General features: G+C 39.5%; 14 protein-coding genes. 13 read left to right on the top strand and 1 reads right to left on the bottom strand.

Annotated elements, in window-relative coordinates; all coding sequences use genetic code 11:
* Positions 1–4: 4 nt before the first annotated feature.
* Positions 5–286 (bottom strand): DUF2627 domain-containing protein, encoded by a 282-nt coding sequence (locus ACFSFY_RS00795; protein ID WP_381535262.1) that lies wholly within the window; start codon positions 284–286, stop codon positions 5–7.
* Between the two features lie 194 nt (positions 287–480).
* Here ACFSFY_RS00795 and ACFSFY_RS00800 point away from each other — a divergent pair, with 194 nt between their 5' ends.
* The 13 genes from ACFSFY_RS00800 (at position 481) to ACFSFY_RS00860 (ending at position 19,574) form a co-directional block, all read left to right on the top strand.
* Complete coding sequence (locus ACFSFY_RS00800) at positions 481–2,520, top strand: sigma 54-interacting transcriptional regulator (protein WP_381535263.1); 2,040 nt, start codon at positions 481–483, stop codon at positions 2,518–2,520.
* A 29-nt stretch (positions 2,521–2,549) separates the two neighbouring features.
* The gene (gene yqiS / locus ACFSFY_RS00805) at positions 2,550–3,452 is read left to right on the top strand and encodes a phosphate butyryltransferase (RefSeq protein ID WP_381535343.1); all 903 of its coding nucleotides are present in this window, start codon (positions 2,550–2,552) and stop codon (positions 3,450–3,452) included.
* Between the two features lie 40 nt (positions 3,453–3,492).
* The gene (gene bcd, locus ACFSFY_RS00810; RefSeq protein WP_381535264.1) at positions 3,493–4,587 is read left to right on the top strand and encodes a branched-chain amino acid dehydrogenase; all 1,095 of its coding nucleotides are present in this window, start codon (positions 3,493–3,495) and stop codon (positions 4,585–4,587) included.
* Between the two features lie 96 nt (positions 4,588–4,683).
* Positions 4,684–5,766, top strand: coding sequence for a butyrate kinase (gene buk, locus ACFSFY_RS00815; protein WP_381535265.1), 1,083 nt, complete (start codon positions 4,684–4,686; stop codon positions 5,764–5,766).
* 27 nt (positions 5,767–5,793) lie between these two features.
* The gene (gene lpdA / locus ACFSFY_RS00820; RefSeq protein WP_381535266.1) at positions 5,794–7,221 is read left to right on the top strand and encodes a dihydrolipoyl dehydrogenase; all 1,428 of its coding nucleotides are present in this window, start codon (positions 5,794–5,796) and stop codon (positions 7,219–7,221) included.
* A gap of 33 nt (positions 7,222–7,254) precedes the next feature.
* Entirely contained in the window at positions 7,255–8,262 is a 1,008-nt protein-coding gene (locus tag ACFSFY_RS00825; RefSeq protein ID WP_381535267.1) for a thiamine pyrophosphate-dependent dehydrogenase E1 component subunit alpha, read from the top strand.
* Positions 8,262–9,245: an alpha-ketoacid dehydrogenase subunit beta gene (locus tag ACFSFY_RS00830; RefSeq protein ID WP_381535268.1), complete on the top strand. Its 984-nt coding sequence runs from the start codon at positions 8,262–8,264 to the stop codon at positions 9,243–9,245. Before ACFSFY_RS00825 ends, ACFSFY_RS00830 begins: the two co-directional genes overlap by 1 nt.
* Positions 9,246–9,307: 62 nt before the next feature.
* Complete coding sequence (locus ACFSFY_RS00835; protein ID WP_381535269.1) at positions 9,308–10,612, top strand: dihydrolipoamide acetyltransferase family protein; 1,305 nt, start codon at positions 9,308–9,310, stop codon at positions 10,610–10,612.
* 113 nt (positions 10,613–10,725) lie between these two features.
* A complete protein-coding gene (locus tag ACFSFY_RS00840; protein WP_381535270.1) occupies positions 10,726–12,432 on the top strand; it encodes a methylmalonyl-CoA mutase family protein in 1,707 nt (568 codons plus the stop codon).
* Positions 12,429–14,588, top strand: a complete 2,160-nt coding sequence (gene scpA / locus ACFSFY_RS00845) for a methylmalonyl-CoA mutase (protein WP_381535271.1) — start codon at positions 12,429–12,431, stop codon at positions 14,586–14,588. Before ACFSFY_RS00840 ends, scpA begins: the two co-directional genes overlap by 4 nt.
* A complete protein-coding gene (gene meaB / locus ACFSFY_RS00850) occupies positions 14,588–15,667 on the top strand; it encodes a methylmalonyl Co-A mutase-associated GTPase MeaB (RefSeq protein ID WP_381535272.1) in 1,080 nt (359 codons plus the stop codon). Before scpA ends, meaB begins: the two co-directional genes overlap by 1 nt.
* A gap of 464 nt (positions 15,668–16,131) precedes the next feature.
* Positions 16,132–17,016 (top strand): ABC transporter ATP-binding protein, encoded by an 885-nt coding sequence (locus tag ACFSFY_RS00855; RefSeq protein WP_381535273.1) that lies wholly within the window; start codon positions 16,132–16,134, stop codon positions 17,014–17,016.
* Entirely contained in the window at positions 17,013–19,574 is a 2,562-nt protein-coding gene (locus tag ACFSFY_RS00860; RefSeq protein WP_381535274.1) for an ABC transporter permease, read from the top strand. The genes ACFSFY_RS00855 and ACFSFY_RS00860 overlap by 4 nt, the downstream gene beginning before the upstream one ends.
* Positions 19,575–19,586 lie beyond the last annotated feature (12 nt).

Genomic DNA, 19,586 nt, shown 5'->3' on the forward strand with positions numbered 1-19,586 from the left:
AGTGTCATGGTCGTTTCTTTTGAACAAATCTTTCTTGTACTCGTCCTTTTCTACGATCTCGTCGTAAAAGAAATCCTGCGAAAAATCCTAAACCTACCAGAAACATCACAAGACCAATCATGAATTGCAGCCATATTGGTAATAAAGGTGTGGCGGATATCAATTCCTCTTGTTGGTCTGGAGTAAAGACAGATAGACCAAATAAAGAGTCTCTCATGATTTTTATTCCACCCGCAGCCATTACACCTGGGATTAGTAATATGATAAATGCCACTAAACGTGCCACAGAAAACAACTCCTTTAATCTTACAAACAGTTAAACGGTGTCTAAATCATACTAATAAGTAAAACAAAGTATCCTATTGTTTACACTGTTTAATTTTACTCTCTGAAGAATTATTGTCAAGAAGACTGCAATCGTGTATGATGAAAATATAATTGCAAAAGATTGCACGTCGTAAAAGAGGGGATTGAATATCCTTGCAAAACGTTCTTATTGTCGGCGCGGGCTCAGGTGGATTATTGTTACTGGACCTATTCCAAAACTTAGAGTTTATGAATGTTACTGCAATTGTAGATACAGATGATCATGCACCGGGAATACTTCGTGCCAAAGAACTTGGAATTCAGTATGGACCTGATTGGAAGGTTAAGCTTACATCTGAATTACATATCATTTTTGACGTTACTGGTAACGAAAGTGTGTTTACTGAAATAACGAATGTAAAACCTGCTCATACTGTCCTAATTCCAGGGTCTGTTGCAAATCTTCTTGTTCGCTTACTGCAAGAAAATGAATCATATATAAAGCGAATTCGTGAGGAAATGCATAAACAGCGATTGATTTTTGATTCAATTGACGAAGGAATGATTGGAATTGGTGAGAACGGACTCGTTGACTTCTTTAATAGAAGTGCATCTAAGATGACAGGGGTCCCAATTGAAGAAGCTATCGGGAAAATTGTCTCAGAAATTATACCATTGTCTAAACTACCAAGAGTATTTGATTCTGGAAGATCCGAATTAAATAGAGAATTGATCCTAGGTAATGGCATAAAGATTGTTACTTCACGTTATCCGTTATCAGATCACACTGGGAAGAAAATTGGGGCATTTGCTGTATTTAAAGACATTACTGAAGTTGTTGCGTTGGCAGAGGAAATAACAGATTTAAGAAAAGTGAAAACAATGCTTGAAGCTATCATTCACTCAAGCGATGATGCCATCTCTGTAGTAGATGAAAACGGTTACGGAATAATGGTAAACCCTGCATATACACGTATAACTGGGTTCTCGGAAGATGTAGTAATTGGGCATCCCGCCACTGCCGATATTAATGAAGGTGAAAGTATTCATATGAAAGTATTGCAAACGCGTAAGCCAGTTAGAGGAGTCCACATGAGGATAGGTGAGAATAACCGTGAAGTTATTGTTAATGTCGCCCCAATCATTGTTGACCGTAAATTACGTGGTAGTGTAGGTGTTATTCACGACATTACCGAAATGAGAAGTTTAATGAAAGAACTTGATCGAGCTCGAACGATTATTCGGAAGTTAGAATCCACCTATACATTCGATGATATTTTCGGGCAATCTTCAGAAATAAAAATCTCGATTGAGCAAGCCAAACTTGCCGCTACTTCTAATTTACCTGTTTTACTAAGAGGGGAAACGGGTACCGGCAAAGAATTGTTTGCACATGCAATTCATAGCGGAAGTGACAGGAAATTCAACAAATTCATTAGGTTAAACTGTGCAACAATCCACCCTGTTTCGTTGGAAACAGAATTATTTGGTCAAACTGATGGGGATTCTCAAAATGCAAATATGAAACAAAGCCTTTTTAAAGAAGCTGAAAACGGCACTTTATTCCTTGACGAAGTGAATGAATTATCGTTATCCGTTCAAAGAAAATTACTGCGTTATATACAAGAAGGAATAATTTACAGCACTGGAAGTGAACGACCCACTAAGCTCTCTGTTCGAGTTATAGTAGCATCATCGAAAAATCTTGAAAAAGCTCTACATGAAGGTAAATTCGACGAAGAATTGTATTATGCTTTAAATCGAATTTCAATTCAAATTCCGCCACTTCGTTCTCGAAAGGCAGATATTCCATTAATTATTGATCATCTTCTCGTTAAGCTCAATCAGCAATTTGGGATGAATGTAGAAGAGATAACAGAAGAAGCGCAAAAATGGTTACAGCAATACAATTGGCCTGGTAATATTCGTGAACTTGAAAGTGTATTGAGTCGTGCGATGATTTACATGGATTCCGGAAAAGTTCAGCTTGAACTTTTGGACGTCACGAAATCATTAACATCAAGCAATCAACGTGAGGAAAATCCATTTCTCCATGAAAAAAGTACACTAACTTCAATAATGGATGAATACGAAAAGACAATTCTTGAAACTGCCCTTCGTGAAAATGATGGAAATAAGTCACTAACCGCAAATAGACTAGGAATTTCCCTACGCTCACTGTACTATAAACTCGAGAAATTTAATCTTGTTTAATCACAATTAAAAGGAGGGATGTATTGATGATGACCCTTGATTCCCTTATAGTGAAAGCGGCTTCCCATAAAAGTACTGTTGTAGCTGTTGCATCTGCAGCAGATATGGATGTACTTGAAGCGGTTGTTTATGCAATTCAAAAAAATCTTGCTTCCTTTCTACTATTTGATGATGAACACAAACTTAAAGTATTAATTGAAGAGCAGTTTCCACTTTTAAAAGATAACCCAAAAGTAAGTATTCAACATGTAAGCAGTACTACAGATGCAGCATCTAACGCTGTTCGAGCTGTATCTAAAGGGAAAGCTGATGTCCTTATGAAGGGGAATATTTCAACATCAATTATCCTTAAAGAAGTATTAAACAAAGAATATGGTTTGCGAACAGGTAATATTCTATCACATGTAGCAGCATTTGAAGTATCGGGGTATGATCGACTGCTTTTCATAACGGATGCAGCAATGAATATCTCACCCGATTTAATAACAAAAGCACAAATTATTCGAAACGCAGTTGCTGCAGCTCATTCATGTGGTGTTTTAGAACCAATTGTTGCACCACTCGCAGCAATTGAAACTGTGAACCCTGCAATGATTCACACAACCGATGCAGCATCACTTGTCGTTATGAATCGACGCGGACAAATAGCAGGTTGTATAATAGATGGACCACTTGCTCTCGACAATGCGATATCTCCAAAAGCGGCGTTACATAAAGGTATTGTAGGCGAAACGGCTGGAAAAGCAGATATCCTTGTTGTACCAAACATCGAAGCAGGAAATATTTTATACAAATCACTTGTCTATTTTGCAAATGCAAAAGTTGGTGGAATCATTCAAGGTGCAAGGGCTCCAATTGTTCTTACATCTAGAGCAGACAGTGCCGAAAGTAAGGTCTATTCACTTGCACTTGCAATCCTTTCAAGTAAATAAAAAAATAAAAAGTGTACATACATTAGGAGGAAGATTTTAAATGGAAATTTTCAAATATATGGAGACTTATGACTACGAGCAACTTGTTTTCTGTCAAGATCAAACATCTGGACTCAAAGCGATTATTGCAATTCACGATACAACATTGGGACCAGCACTTGGGGGTACCCGTATGTGGACATATGCGAGTGAAAGCGAAGCTATTGAAGACGCTCTTCGTCTAGCACGAGGGATGACTTATAAAAACGCAGCGGCAGGATTGAATCTTGGTGGTGGAAAAGCAGTAATTATCGGAGATCCAAGAACAGATAAGAACCCAGAGTTGTTCCGTGCATTCGGTCGATATATTCAAGGATTGAATGGTCGATATATTACTGCAGAAGATGTGGGCACTACTGAAGAAGATATGGATTTAATTCATTCAGAGACCGATTACGTAACGGGTGTATCTGCTGAATTTGGTTCATCGGGTAACCCATCTCCAGTAACTGCATACGGCATTTATATTGGGATGAAGGCCGCAGCCAAAGAAGCTTTTGGAAGTGATTCACTTGAAGGTAAAACAGTAGCAGTTCAAGGTGTTGGAAACGTAGCATATACACTTTGTAGACATTTGCACGAAGAAGGTGCAAAGCTCATTGTTACGGATATAAACAAAGAAGCGGTTCAGCGTGCTGTTGAAGAGTTTGGTGCAAAAGCCGTAGATATTAATGAAATATATTCACAAGATGCAGATATTTTTGCCCCTTGTGCTTTAGGTGCAATTATCAACGATACGACAATTCCACAATTCAAAGCAAAAGTAATCGCAGGATCAGCAAACAATCAATTGCAAGATACAGTCCACGGCGACTTAATCCATGAAATGGGTATTGTTTATGCACCTGACTATGTTATAAATTCTGGTGGTGTCATCAACGTAGCAGACGAATTAGCTGGATACAATCGCGAACGTGCACTAAAACGTGTAGAGGGAATTTACGGAACGATTGAACAAATTTTCGCGATTTCCAAGAGAGATAAAATCCCTACGTATTTAGCAGCAGATCGTCTTGCTGAAGAGCGAATTGCTCGAGTTGCTAAGTCGCGTGGCCAGTTCCTACAAAATGAGAAAAGCATAATATCAGGTAGATAATAGTTAGAATGACACGAATTAAGTTTTCTTGGTCCTATCTTTAAAAGGTAGGATCAATGATTTTGTGAGCTTAATCGTAATGGAAGGTGAGTTCAAGTGGGCATAGACACATTCCGGGTACTTACTATAAATCCTGGTTCAACTTCTACTAAAATAGGTGTCTTTGATAGTGATAGGCTTTTGATGGAACATACAATCCGTCATTCATCCGATGAAATCGCACGTTATTCTTCTGTTATTGAGCAATATGGATATAGAAAAAACGTAATTCTCGAAGCGCTTGAAAGAGAAGGAATGAGTATATCTAAACTAGATGCTGTATGTGGACGTGGTGGATTATTACGACCAATTGCAGGAGGGACTTATATTGTCAATGACCAAATGCTTGAGGATTTGAAAATCGGGTTTTCAGGTCAACACGCGTCTAATTTGGGTGGGATACTTGCCAATGAAATCGCTACTAGTTTAAATATACCCGCTTATATAGTGGATCCTGTAGTTGTTGATGAACTTGAACCGCTAGCTCGAATTTCAGGTATGTCGCTCATTAACAGAAAGTCAATATTTCATGCACTCAATCAAAAAGCTGTTGCTCGACGTTACGCAAAGCAAATTAATGTGAAATACGAAGAACTTAATCTTATTGTTACACATATGGGCGGCGGTATAACGGTAGGAGCGCATAGAAACGGAAGAGTCATTGATGTTAATAATGGACTTCACGGAGATGGCCCATTCAGTCCTGAGCGGGCTGGTACTGTTCCAAGTGGAGATTTAGTAGAACTCTGTTTTTCTGGTGAGTATTACCGAAAAGAAGTGATGAAACAACTTGTTGGACAAGGCGGACTCGTTGGCTATCTAGGAACGAACGACGCGGTTCTTGTTGAAAAACGAATTGCAAATGGTGATGAGGAAGCTGAACTCATTTATAAAGCTATGGCTTACCAAATTGCCAAAGAGATTGGAAGTGCAGCTTCTGTACTCAGTGGGAAAGTAGATGCAATAATTCTAACAGGTGGACTTGCGTATGGTGAAGAATTCATCGAATATATTTCATCTAAAGTCGATTGGATTTCAGATATTATTGTCTATCCCGGGGAAGACGAATTGCAAGCCCTTGCGGAAGGTGCCATTCGTGTCTTGACTGGTGAAGAGTGTGCTAAAAACTATCCGTTTTAACGAATAGTCACGAAGGAGATCATATAAATGGGAAGAGAATATGATGTTGTAATCTTAGGTGGAGGAACAGGCGGTTATGTTGCTGCAATTCGTGCGGCTCAGCTTGGTTTGAAAACAGCGCTTGTTGAAAAAGAACTATTAGGTGGTACATGTCTGCATAAAGGATGTATTCCTAGTAAAGCATTATTAAAAAGTGCAGAGGTATATGATCTTACAAAAAACCATGCAGAAAGTTTCGGCGTAAATACGAGTGACGTGGTTCTTGATTTTGGACGCGTACAGGCACGTAAGGAAAAGATTGTCTCACAGCTTCATCAAGGAGTCACTTCATTGATGAAGAAAGGTAAGATTGATGTATTTGAAGGTCTTGGTAGAATGCTTGGACCGTCTATTTTCTCTCCAATGCCAGGAACGATTTCTGTTGAAATGACTAATGGTGACGAAAATGAAATGCTCATTTTAAAACAACTAATCGTGGCAACCGGTTCCAGACCGAAATCATTGCCTGGGTTAACGATTGACGAAGTGAATGTACTATCATCTGACGGGGCACTATCTATGAAAACGCTGCCAAAGTCGATGCTTATTGTCGGTGGAGGTGTGATTGGAATTGAGTGGGCATCTATGTTAAATGACTTTGGTGTAGATGTGACTGTGGTTGAATATGCGGAAAGAATTATTCCAACTGAGGACGAAGATATTTCTAAAGAAATGAAAAAACTTCTTTCGAAAAAAGGTATAACATTTGTCACAGGAGCGAAAGTTCTTCCAGAAACATTTATTCAAAATGACGACTCTTTAACAATTTCAGCTGATATTAATGGTGAGATGAAAGAGTTTACAGCAGAAAAAATGCTTGTGTCCATAGGACGTCAAGCGAATGTAGAAGGAATTGGCATCGAGAACACCGAAATAGAAGTAGTAAATGGGTTTATCAAAACAAAGCCTACTTATCAAACTAAAGAACATCATATTTATGCAATTGGTGATGTTATTGGCGGTTTACAACTTGCACATGTCGCTTCACATGAAGGAATAGCAGCTGTTGAACATATCGCTGGATTGAAAAATGAAAAAATCGATTATACAAAAATTTCACGTTGTATTTATTCAAGTCCAGAAGCTTCTAGCGTGGGACTTACAGAATCCCAAGCAAAAGAGCAAGGTCACTCTGTAAAAGTTGGGAAATTTCCTTTCATGGCAATTGGTAAAGCGCTCGTAAACGGCAATTCAGATGGGTTTGTAAAAATCATTGCAGATAAAGATACGAATGATATATTAGGTGTCCATATGATTGGTTCACACGTTACGGATCTAATTTCAGAAGCAGGTCTTGCGATGGTACTCGATGCAACGCCGTGGGAAGTGGCAAGTACGATTCATCCACATCCTTCTCTTTCAGAAGTGATTGGTGAAGCAGCATTAGCCGTAGATGGTATCGCAATCCATATGTAAACAACTCGCAACTTTTTAAGGGGGAGTATGAGAATGGCAAAAAATCGTCATGAAGAACTTGGATTAACAAATGAAGACGTATTAGCAATTTTTGAAACAATGGTCCGAGCACGTCGAATAGATGAGCGCATGTGGTTGCTTAACCGCGCCGGGAAAATACCGTTCGTAATTTCGTGTCAAGGTCAAGAAGCAGCACAAGCTGGAGCTGCGTATGCTTTAGATAAAGATAAGGACTGGATTGCTCCGTATTACCGTGATATGGCGGTTGTTTTACATTTCGGTATGACAACAAGAGATCTTATGCTTTCTGCATTTGCAAAAGCTGAGGATCCCAATTCCGGTGGACGACAAATGCCGGGACATTTTGGTCAGAGAAAAAACCGTATTCTTACGGGTTCTTCACCCGTAACTACGCAATTGCCTCACGCAGTTGGTGTTGCACTTGCCGCGAAAATGAAGAAAGAAGATTTTATTACATTTGTAACACTAGGTGAAGGTTCATCCAATCAAGGAGATTTCCATGAAGGAATGAACTTTGCAAGTGTTCACAAACTTCCTACAGTAATTATGGTTGAAAATAATAAATATGCAATTTCTGTTCCAATTGCAAAACAGATGGCATGTGAAAATGTTTCCGATCGAGCTATAGGTTATGGCATGCCTGGAGTGACTGTTGATGGAACAGATCCGCTAGAAGTGTACCGTGTTGTTAAAGAGGCGGCAGATCGCGCAAGACGAGGGGAAGGTCCAAGTCTTGTTGAAACAATTTGTTATCGACTGACTTCGCATTCTTCAGATGACGATCATCGACAATATAGATCCGCTGAAGAGCTTGAAAATGAGAAGAAGCTTGATCCGAACGTAACTTTCGCCGCGTACTTAAAAGAAGTCGGTGTATTAAACGATGAAATATTGCAAGATATTGAAGATCGCATTATGAAAGAAGTAAACGAAGCGACAGATTATGCTGAAAAAGCTCCGTATGCAGATGCAGAGACAGCACTTTTACATGTGTATGCTGAACAAGGGGGGAACGAATAATGGCAGTAATGTCTTTTATTGATTCAATCACGCTTGCGATGAAAGAAGAAATGGAGCGCGACGATAACGTGTTTGTTATCGGAGAAGATGTTGGGCTTAAAGGCGGCGTGTTTAAAGCTACACAAGGTCTTTACGACCAATTCGGTGAAGCTCGTGTTATTGATGCACCCCTTGCTGAGTCGGCAATTGCGGGTGTTGGTATTGGTGCAGCTATGTATGGTCTCAGACCAATAGCAGAAATGCAGTTTGCTGATTTCATAATGCCGGCGGTCAATCAAATCGTATCTGAAGCAGCTAAAATTCGTTATCGCTCAAATAATGATTGGAGTTGTCCAATCGTGATTCGTGCACCATTCGGAGGAGGAGTCCACGGGGCACTTTATCATTCACAGTCTGTTGAAGCGATGTTTGCAAGTACTCCTGGTCTTAAAATTGTCATACCGTCAACACCTTATGATGCTAAAGGTCTTTTAAAAGCTGCGATACGTGATAATGATCCAGTGCTGTTTTTTGAGCATAAGCGTGCGTATCGTTTGATTAAAGGAGAAGTTCCTACGGATGATTACGTTTTGGAGATCGGTAAAGCCGATGTAAAACGTGAGGGTGATGATATTACGATTATCACTTACGGACTCTGTGTCCATTTTGCACTCCAAGCTGCTGAACGTTTAGAAGAAGACGGTGTTTCTACACATATACTTGATCTTCGAACTGTTTATCCACTTGATAAAGAAGCTATTATCGAAGCTGCATCAAAAACAGGGAAAGTTCTTCTTGTAACAGAAGACAATATGGAAGGGAGCATCATGGGTGAAGTAGCGGCAATCATTGCAGAAAACTGCTTATTTGATCTTGATGCACCGATTAAAAGAATTGCGGGACCTGATGTTCCGTCAATGCCATATGCACCTACAATGGAGAAGTTTTTCATGATGAATCCAGACAAAGTTGAGAAAGCTGCTCGAGAATTAGCTGAATACTAATTTCACTCAGCAAGTTGTAATCGGCTGAAATGAAATTGATTTTGGAGACGGAGGTAAGTTTATTGGCGATTGAAAATATATTAATGCCGCAACTTGGAGAAAGTGTCACTGAAGGTACAATCGAGAAATGGATTGTACAAGTTGGCGATAAGGTAGAAAAATACGATTCGCTAGCTGAAGTAAATACAGATAAAGTTACAGCAGAAATACCTTCTTCATTTGCAGGAATAATTAAAGAGCTCGTTGCTAAAGAAGGGGAAACCCTTGATGTTGGTGCAATTGTTTGTGTAATTGAAACAGAAGGAGAAGCATCATCTCCCGAAAAAGTTGAGGCTGCTTCTACAAAAGCAGAACCCGCTAAAGAAATGCCGGCAGAAGAATCGGTAAAACCCGCTTCCGCACCGAAACGTGAAAAAGGAGCAGCAGCAGGTCGTTACTCTCCAGCAGTTCTTCGACTATCACAAGAAAATAATATCGATTTGTCGCTCGTTGAAGGATCTGGTCATGAAGGACGCATTACTCGTAAAGATTTACAAGCAATTATTGAAAGTGGAAACATTCCACAAGCAGAACCTGCTGAAGTCGCGGTTCCAGAAACGGCACCTCAGGCAGCTCCTGCTAAAACTCAATCACAAGTTCAGCCACAAGCTTCAATTCCAGTTATGGCTGGTGACATCGAAATTCCGGTTACAGGAATTCGTCGTGCGATAGCGAGCAACATGCTTAAATCGAAACACGAAGCACCTCATGCTTGGATGATGATTGAAGTCGATGTAACAAATCTTGTGAATTACCGTGATTCATTGAAAAATGAGTTCAAACAAAATGAAGGTTTTAATTTAACGTATTTCGCATTTTTCGTCAAAGCCGTTTCGCAAGCATTAAAAGAGTTTCCAATGATGAATTCGATGTGGGCTGGCGATAAAATCATTCAGAAAAAGGACATTAACATTTCAATTGCTGTTGCAACTGAAGATTCCCTTTATGTTCCTGTAATTAAGAATGCAGATGAGAAAACGATAAAAGGAATTGGAAGAGATATTCAAGACCTTGCTGGTAAAGTTCGTACTGGAAAGCTTAAATCGGATGAAATGCAAGGCGGTACATTCACTGTGAACAATACAGGATCATTTGGTTCTGTTCAGTCGATGGGGATTATCAATCATCCACAAGCTGCTATTCTTCAGATTGAGTCCATCGTCAAACGCCCAGTAATCATTAATGGCATGATTGGTGCACGAGACATGGTTAATCTTTGTTTATCTCTTGACCATCGTGTTCTGGACGGCCTTGTTTGTGGACGTTTCTTGGCACGCGTAAAAGAAATTCTTGAAAACGTATCGCCTGAAACAACTTCAATTTACTAAAAACACTTAGCCTGGACCTTGATACATCGGTTCCAGGCTTTTTCAACTTACAAAAAACCGTGTACTGATGTAAAATGAATATAAAATAAGTATTAGTGAAAGGATGCGAAATCTTGACCATACATAAAATGAAAACGATAACATTCCAAGATACCGATTATGAAACGTGGAAAGAAGTCGCTTTAGCATCTCTAAAAGGGCAACCGTTTGACCAATTAATTACAAAAACAATTGAAGGAATAGACCTTCAGCCACTTTACACTGAAGCGGATCTTTTGAAGCAAGCAGATGGTGTACTTGCGCAGTCTATCTCAGCAATACGCAATTCCAAAATTGAAACGGGTTGGATTATAGCACAGCAGCAGTATGCTGAAGATGGGAAAGCGTTTTTAGTGGAACTTAAAAACTCCATTGATAAAGGCAATGGAGCAATTGTTTATGACGGTTCAGTAGCGCTGAACTGGGAACAAGATACGCTTGCAGAAATTGCTTTGCTGCTCCCTAAATATCCCGTTTTCATCAAAAACATCTCTGCTGACGATGCAATTTTAGAAGTATTCAACTTAGTTCCAACTGATTTAAGGGCAGCAGTTCAAGGTGCAGTTTCCGCATTGAATTGGAGTAAACCTAAAGGCTATGTAAACGTTCGTGCCGTATGTGCAGATTCGTGGACTGTTCATCATAAAGGTGCGGACGCTGTAACAGAGCTTGCTCTAACGCTTGCACAAGCTGCGGAAAATGCTAGTAGTTATAAGTCGTTCGATGAGTTTGCAAAAGATTTTTATGTGCGCTTTGCAATCGATACAAATTTCTTCCTGGAAATCGCTAAAATTAGAGCCTTTCGGGTTCTTTGGCATTCTTTCAGTTCCGCATATAATGTGGAAAAACAAATCCCGGTTTTGGTCCATGCAGAAACATCTTTGCGTTCGTATTCAAAATTGGATTCGTACGTAAATTTACTCCGTGCAGGTAACGAAACCTTTTCAGCGGTACTCGGCGGAGCGGACGTCGTTACAGTACATCCACATGACGTATTGACGGGAACGACTACTGCTTCTAGGCGTTTGGCAAGAAATATACAAATCGTATTAAAAGAAGAGACCCATACTGGAAAAGTAATCGATCCGTCAGCTGGCTCTTATTATATCGAAACACTCACTGCGGAACTTGTTGAAAAAGCGTGGAAGTTATTCTTAGAAATTGATGCCTCCGGCGGGTATTTAAAATATGTTGCCGGTCCACTTGAAAAAAGGTTGGAAGAATTGACAGTGGTTCGCCAAGATGAAGTTGCGAAAGGGAAAAAGTCTCTTATTGGAACGAATGTCTATGCAAACTTGGATGAAACACTATTGCCCGACGTAAAGGATTTACACATAGAGGGACGTTTTGCTGAACAATTTGAAAAGAGTAGAGTACTATTTTCAACTTCTCAACCTAAAACTACTTTATTAACTTTTGGAGAATTAAAAGACTATAAAATACGTGCTGATTTTGCGAGCGGTTTTTTAGCGACTGGTGGAATTTGGACGATAGAAAGTCCTGCATTTCAAAATGTACAAGACGCGCTTAATTGGTTAGCTACTGAAAAGCCTGATTATGCAATCGTTTGTGCATCTCCAGAATTTATAGATGAGGCAATGGATGAACTATTATTAGGTATGCCGAGTGAAATCGCTATAGATGTAGCAGGTAAATTCGATGAGAAGCGCTCGAAAGATTGGATTGAAAAAGGGTTGTCTGGATTTATTTTCAGTGGACAAAACCGTGTTGAAAAGTTTTTAGAAATCAATGAAAAATGGAAAGGTGCTGAAGAGAAATGATGAAGCCGGATTTTACGAAGGTAGACATAAACGCTTTGAGTGGAATACAATCCGACAATTCCTCTCATGTAAGCGAACCTTTCCTAACAAATGAAGGAATTGAAATTCAATCTGTTTACGATAAAAAAGACTTGGAAAACGTTTCTCATTTAAATGACTTTCCGGGAATTGCACCAAACACTAGGGGCCCGTATCCAACAATGTATGTCTCAAGACCGTGGACAGTTCGTCAATATTCAGGTTTTTCAACTGCCGAGGAAAGCAATGCGTTTTATCGTAGAAACCTAGCAATGGGTCAAAAAGGTCTATCTGTCGCATTCGATTTAGCCACACATCGTGGATACGATTCGGATCATCCACGTGTTACAGGTGATGTTGGAAAAGCGGGTGTCGCAATAGACTCAGTCAATGATATGAAAATTCTTTTTGACGGCATACCACTGGACCAAATGTCCGTTTCGATGACGATGAATGGAGCAGTTCTTCCAATCATGGCCTTTTATATTGTTGCTGCTGAAGAACAAGGTGTAACTCCCGAAAAATTAGCAGGAACCATTCAAAACGATATTTTAAAAGAGTACATGGTGCGAAATACATATATTTTCCCACCGGAAATGTCGATGAAAATCATTGCGGATATATTTGAGTACACATCTACTAAAATGCCGAAATTTAATTCGATTTCAATATCCGGCTATCATATGCAAGAAGCGGGTGCGACCGCTGATATAGAACTTGCATATACGTTAGCAGATGGACTTGAATATGTACGTACGGGATTAAAAGCGGGAATTGACATTGATTCATTTGCACCGAGACTGTCATTTTTCTGGGCAATTGGCAAAAACTATTTCATGGAAATCGCAAAAATGCGTGCGGCTCGTAAAATGTGGGCACAGATGATGACGACGTTTGATCCGAAGAACACAAAGTCACTCACTCTTCGAACACATTCACAAACATCCGGTTGGAGTCTAACTGAACAAGATCCATTCAATAATGTGACACGAACTTTAATTGAAGCAAATGCTGCTGCAATGGGGCATACACAATCTCTTCACACGAACGCACTTGACGAAGCTATTGCATTACCCACGGATTTCTCCGCTCGTATTGCACGAAACACGCAGTTGTTTTTACAAGAAGAGACGATGATGACAAAAGTTGCCGATCCATGGGGCGGTTCGTATTATGTTGAAAAACTAACGGATGAACTAATGGAAAAGGCTTGGGAATTAATCGATGAAATTGAAGAACTTGGCGGAATGGCCAAAGCGATTGAAACAGGTCTTCCGAAGATGAAAATTGAAGAGGCCGCTGCAAAACGACAAGCTCAGATTGACTCTCGTGCAGAATCCATTATTGGAATGAACAAATATCGCTTGGACATTGAAGAACCAATCGATATTTTGAATATTGACAATACATTTGTGAGAAAACAGCAAATTGACCAAATCAATCAAATGAAAGAAACCCGTGATCAATCCGAAGTTACTCGTACGCTTGAAGCATTGACAGAAGTTGCCCGTACTGGTGAAGGAAATCTTCTTGCATCCGCGATTGACGCAGCAAGAGCACGTGCAACAATTGGTGAAATTTCGGATGCAATTGAATTGGTATCCGGTAGACATAAGGCGGTGATTCGTTCCGTGAGTGGTGTATACAGTTCAAACTTCTCCAATTCAGAAGAAATAGATGCAGTGAAACAAATGTCCGAAGACTTTTTGGAAAATGAAGGTCGACGTCCACGGATTTTGATAGCGAAAATGGGTCAAGACGGACATGACCGCGGTGCCAAAGTTATTGCCTCATCTTTCGCAGATCTTGGTTTTGATGTGGACATTGGACCACTATTCCAAACACCGGAAGAAACAGCTTTACAAGCCGCGGAAAACGATGTGCATGTAATCGGTGCAAGTTCACTTGCTGCGGGACACAGAACGCTCGTTCCGGAGTTGCTTGCAGAACTTAAAAAGATTGGCAGGGAAGATATTCTAATCGTTGTTGGTGGCGTTATTCCAGCACAGGATTATGCATTTTTACGTGAAAACGGCGCGGCTGCAATTTTTGGACCCGGAACCGTCATTCCAGTTGCCGCGCAAAAAGTAATCGAGGAAATATACCGCAGACTTGGGTACGAGGAAGTGGGAGACTAATGGATAAAAAAGACCATTTACCTGCTGATAGTGGACTGAGTGTCATGGGGGGGATTTCATCATCACATGATGGAATGGCGTCTTCTTCGCGTAAACGTTTTGTAAAGAAGGACCGTACGATTCCAGTAGAACTGTTAACAGAAAAAATCAAAGAAAAGTCTCGTCTACATCTTGCAAAGGGAATTACACTACTGGAAAGTATTACGGCGGCGGATAAAGAAGCAGGGCAAAAGTTATTACTGAATTTGCTGCCGCTTTCAGGCAACAGTATACGAATTGGCATAACAGGTGTTCCAGGTGCTGGTAAAAGTACTTTTATTGAAGAGTTTGGGTTAATGCTTTGTGATGCAGGACATAAAGTAGCTGTCCTTGCAATCGACCCAAGTTCATCCATAACTGGTGGGAGTATTCTTGGCGATAAAACGAGAATGGAAGAACTCGCAAGGCATCCAAATGCTTTTATAAGACCGTCTCCAACTGCCGGAACTCTTGGTGGTGTTCATAAGAAATCGCGCGAAACGATGCTGTTATGCGAGGCAGCGGGCTTTGATATCCTATTAATAGAAACGGTAGGAGTAGGGCAAAGTGAAACCGTTGTCCGTGGTATGGTTGATTTCTTTATGTTGCTTGTGCTAACAGGTGCTGGAGATGAACTGCAAGGGATGAAAAAAGGAATTATGGAATTAGCGGATGGAATCATTGTACATAAAGCGGACGGGGATAATCTCAGAAATGCTAAAAAAACAGTACGAGAATATCGCCAACTTCTCCATTTTCTGCAACCCGCATCACCAGGCTGGACGGCAACTTCACAACCCGTATCTTCGATAGAGAAAACGGGTTTAGAAGATGTTTGGAAAACCGTTTTATCCTTTAAAGAACTAATGGACAGCGGTGGCCATTGGGAAATGCGTAGACAATCCCAAACAAAAGACTGGTTCCGTTCGATGATCAACGACCGGCTCATAGACACCTTCTTTGCAAAACCTGGTAAGAAAGAACAAGTCGCGGAACTGGAGAAGGCATTGCTTCAGGGGAACTTGACTGTGACAGGGGCTGTGGATCGGTTGTTTGGGTAATGTCCTATGAATAAGTAAGAGATAAATGACACCTTTTAAATTCCCTTCCGCGCTAATTACCTTAATTATGAAAATAAGGTTGCGTGGGCACAAAATGAGATGAAAATAAAAAAACACCGAGTGCGATTAGATAGGTTAGATATCTAATCGCGCTTTTTCTAGTTTAAGATTGTGAAATTGAGTCTGATTTTTGATAATTAAATCGTTAAACTGCAATTGTATGGCGAGGATTTGGAGGGAAAATACGTTATATTCATTGGACAGGTCTGGGAGAAAATTCTTTATTGCCAATACTATAGGTTGAAATAAAGAGTATGTATATTACTTTACTTATGCAAACACATGATTGCGGCAATTGAGATAATTAATTACTGATGGATTTTCTTATTTTAAATTACTGCGATTTAATATGATATGCTGGAATAATATGATTACTTGAAAAACTCTTCATAGGGGGAAGTCAAATGATTTTATCGGTAAAAGACGTACATAAATCGTATGGCAAAGAAAAAGTACTGAAAGGCATTTCCTTTGAAATCGAAAAACCACAAATTATAGCATTGGTTGGACCCAATGGTTCCGGAAAATCCACGTTATTAAACATCATTACGAATCTATTAACAGCAGATAGTGGAAACGTTACGGTTCTTGGTAAAAGCAATAGAAATCCTGATATCTTTAAAGATATTTCTTTCATGCAAGACAACTCTGTACTTTATGAGTATTTAACCGGTTATGATCATCTTCAGTTTATTGGAGATGTGCAGGGGATTTCCAGAAAGCAAATTACCGATACGGCTGACTGGATTGGGATATCGAGCTATTTGAATAAAAAAGTAGGAAATTATTCGCTAGGCATGAAACAACATCTTTTGCTGACAATGGCTGTTTTGAATGCACCTAAACTATTAATTTTAGACGAACCTTTAAATGGACTTGACCCGACTAGTGCAATTCGGGTACGAGAACTTTTAGTGGAATTACATAAATCCGGCACAACAATTCTTTTATCCTCTCACAACTTGGCAGAAATTGACCGAGTCACTTCGACGATTTTATTTTTAAAAAATGGGGAATTAATCAAAGAAAATATTCTTCAACATGAAAACATTTGCTACGAATTGGTTGTGAATGACATTGTGAAAGCACAAAGTGTTTTAGAAGAGGAAACAATTCCAGTTGAACTCATGGGAAGTAAGCTACGCATTTATATGGAGGGTTCTTCTTTGGGAGGGGTTTTCAGAATTCTAGAAAAACACGAAATCAAGCTTCTGGACTTGGAGAAAATAGTTCTAGGTACGGAGGAGCGTTACCAAAAGATTTTCGGAGAAAAAGGTGATAAGCAATGAATCTCTTTCGATTTGAAATGCGTAAGTTGTGGCAACAAAAGAAACTGATATGGCTTTTCGTAATCGTATTTTTGTGCATCGGCGGCATCCTTTTTCAAAACTTTTCTCAACAATCGACGAAGTCAGAACGCGCAATCGAAAAAATTAAGCCTATGAAAGAAGAAGGAGACAACACATATAAAAATTTGAAAGAACTTCAAAGGGGTGATTTCTTCGACGATCCGTTTCCACAGCAATTGGAACACATCAATGGAATCGGATTAGCGTTTTTTAAATGGACAAGTGCAATTTATAATGAAGAATGGAACCAGATTCCAAAGGTTGAAAAAGACTTTTTAATTAGTTTGGAAGCGTATGAAAATGTTGGTGGAGAATTCTGGCCATTACAAGGGATTGAAAAAGAAAAAGCAATCCAGAAAAACAATTGGCTTATTGAACACAATCTTTCCTATGAGGATGAGGCCATTTCCATATCTCCAGCACTAATTTTAAAAGAAGTAAGCGGTTTCTTGCTGGGTTTCTTAGGTTTATTTATTTTACTCCTCTTTTTTGGAACTACAATTACTGTGGAAATGGAAAATCGTACGTGGTTGACGTTAAAAACCCAGCCCATTTCTAAATGGAAATTAATTCTAGGGAAATACTTTAGTTTACTAATCGTAGTCCTCCTTTATTTAGCGATGGTAATTGGTGTTGGGTTGTTTCTACCACTCATTTTGGGTGGCTCTACACTGAACCTTCAATATCCACAAATATTGACTTCGGTAGATTCTGTTGCCATCATTTCAATATTCAATTATTTGGCTCGAAGCATTGTCTTGTTTAGTTGCGCGATTGTATTTACTTTCAGCCTTATTCTACTTTTGGGCCAATGGGTGAAAAGTTCTGTCAGTGCGTTGATGTTGACTGGTTTAATTGTGTTGCTTGGATTCTTTGCGACAGACATGAACGCACCGCTTCAGTTTGCTTTGAATCCATTTCAATACTTTCGATTTTCGCATTTATTGGCAGGAATCCCTCATAACATGGATTGGCTGTATCCTTTAGGTGCAATTCTTTGGAGTTGTCTGCTCGTTATAACGGCTATAGTACTTCCAGAAAAAGAAACGGGATTGTTTAACTCTAGTGAAGACAAAAATCCCTTCAAGCATGGAAAGACAAAAAAACACCGCAACCCGATATGGAATATATGGATGTTTGAATGGCGAAAAATAAGGAGGAACGGTTTACTCAAGCAATTGTACATAATTCTTGCCCTTATCGTTGTGTTTGGATACTTCATTATTTCTCAACAGGCACAGAAGAAAGAGGAAGTATATTTGGTTACATTGCAAGAAAAAGTTCAAGAGAATGAAAATATGATAACCTATGCTTTGCAAAATATCGACTCCTATCAAAATGAAAGAGAAAACGCGGAAAAAATTAGTGATGAATTTTATAGCAAATTCTATAGTGATCAAGTAGAGGTTTGGGAAAGGATAGAATCGTATTATATTGAAACACTAGGCAAAAATAAATCTGCCCTTACCGGCTACGAGGTTGGAAATTGGTTTCCGTTCCATGACTATCAACTTCATTTGAATCAGTACTACTACGACTCCAAAAAATTTAATCCTAATATGCGAACTATAGGGGAGGAGCCGACAATTAGTGAATTCACGGTAGATGCTAGTATTGAGGAAAAAAAGTGGCTACTTGAACACAAGGTTCAACCGGTTTTTTCTGGTGAATATATCTCGACGATGTATAATAACTGGGGGAATCGGGACAAAGAAAAAAAAGAATGGGAAGAAGAGAATCGCAAAGTTGACAACAGCGGATTGTTTATTCTTTCCTTTTATTTTGATCAGTATTTTTACTTCATTCCTCTAGTGTTGTTCTTATTTATACTAGGAGCCGGCTTTTCAAACGAAAAAGGAAAAAGAGCTACCCTGCAGTTTTTGAAGACGCAACCGATTTCTGAGAAAAAAGTCTATCTCGGAAAAGGTATTCAGGCAACGGTGACTGCTTTGTTTAGTAGTGTCGGTCTGTTTGCCTTCGTTATCCTGATTGCCACGATTTTCAATCGTTTTGGAGATTGGCACTACCCAATCTTACATTACGATAGTAAGGCTTTGGTGGATTCGGAATCATATGTGGGAATTAAATCTTTTGGCCAGAAGGGGTTTCACTTTGTATCATTAGGAGATCACTTGCTTAAAAGCATTGCCCTATTCCTTTGTATTTTATTGTTTATCATTGGATTATCCATTTTCTTATCCTTGTTTTTCAAAAGCCAATTGGCTGTCTTCGCTACTACAATTTTAATCGTGGTGTCCGGATATTTTGGGAGCAGCCAGTTGCTTTCAGAAAGCGCTCATTTGTCACCATTCACGTACTTAAATATTGCGAAGATCATGAACGGTGAGGTTTCCACGTTGCTGAACAATCCGAGCATTGATTTCCAAACAGGAAGTCTTGTGCTCTTGGCTGGAGCACTGTTTCTCTATGTGATTGGGTATTTGCTTTTGAGTGGGAAGACTGAGAGTAAAGCGAATAGTAGGGTGATGGGTCAGTGAAAAGAGATTATG

Origin of the sequence: Sporosarcina siberiensis (assembly GCF_042681925.1) — a bacterium.
Taxonomy (GTDB): domain Bacteria; phylum Bacillota; class Bacilli; order Bacillales_A; family Planococcaceae; genus Sporosarcina; species Sporosarcina siberiensis.

Bases quoted from the DNA above. Each gene is read 5' to 3' on its own strand.
- meaB (WP_381535272.1), top strand. From the start codon at position 14,588: ATGGATAAAAAAGACCATTTACCTGCTGATAGTGGACTGAGTGTCATG.
- ACFSFY_RS00830 (WP_381535268.1), top strand. From the start codon at position 8,262: ATGGCAGTAATGTCTTTTATTGATTCAATCACGCTTGCGATGAAAGAA.
- lpdA (WP_381535266.1), top strand. From the start codon at position 5,794: ATGGGAAGAGAATATGATGTTGTAATCTTAGGTGGAGGAACAGGCGGT.
- scpA (WP_381535271.1), top strand. From the start codon at position 12,429: ATGATGAAGCCGGATTTTACGAAGGTAGACATAAACGCTTTGAGTGGA.
- ACFSFY_RS00855 (WP_381535273.1), top strand. From the start codon at position 16,132: ATGATTTTATCGGTAAAAGACGTACATAAATCGTATGGCAAAGAAAAA.
- ACFSFY_RS00860 (WP_381535274.1), top strand. From the start codon at position 17,013: ATGAATCTCTTTCGATTTGAAATGCGTAAGTTGTGGCAACAAAAGAAA.
- yqiS (WP_381535343.1), top strand. From the start codon at position 2,550: ATGACCCTTGATTCCCTTATAGTGAAAGCGGCTTCCCATAAAAGTACT.
- ACFSFY_RS00825 (WP_381535267.1), top strand. From the start codon at position 7,255: ATGGCAAAAAATCGTCATGAAGAACTTGGATTAACAAATGAAGACGTA.
- bcd (WP_381535264.1), top strand. From the start codon at position 3,493: ATGGAAATTTTCAAATATATGGAGACTTATGACTACGAGCAACTTGTT.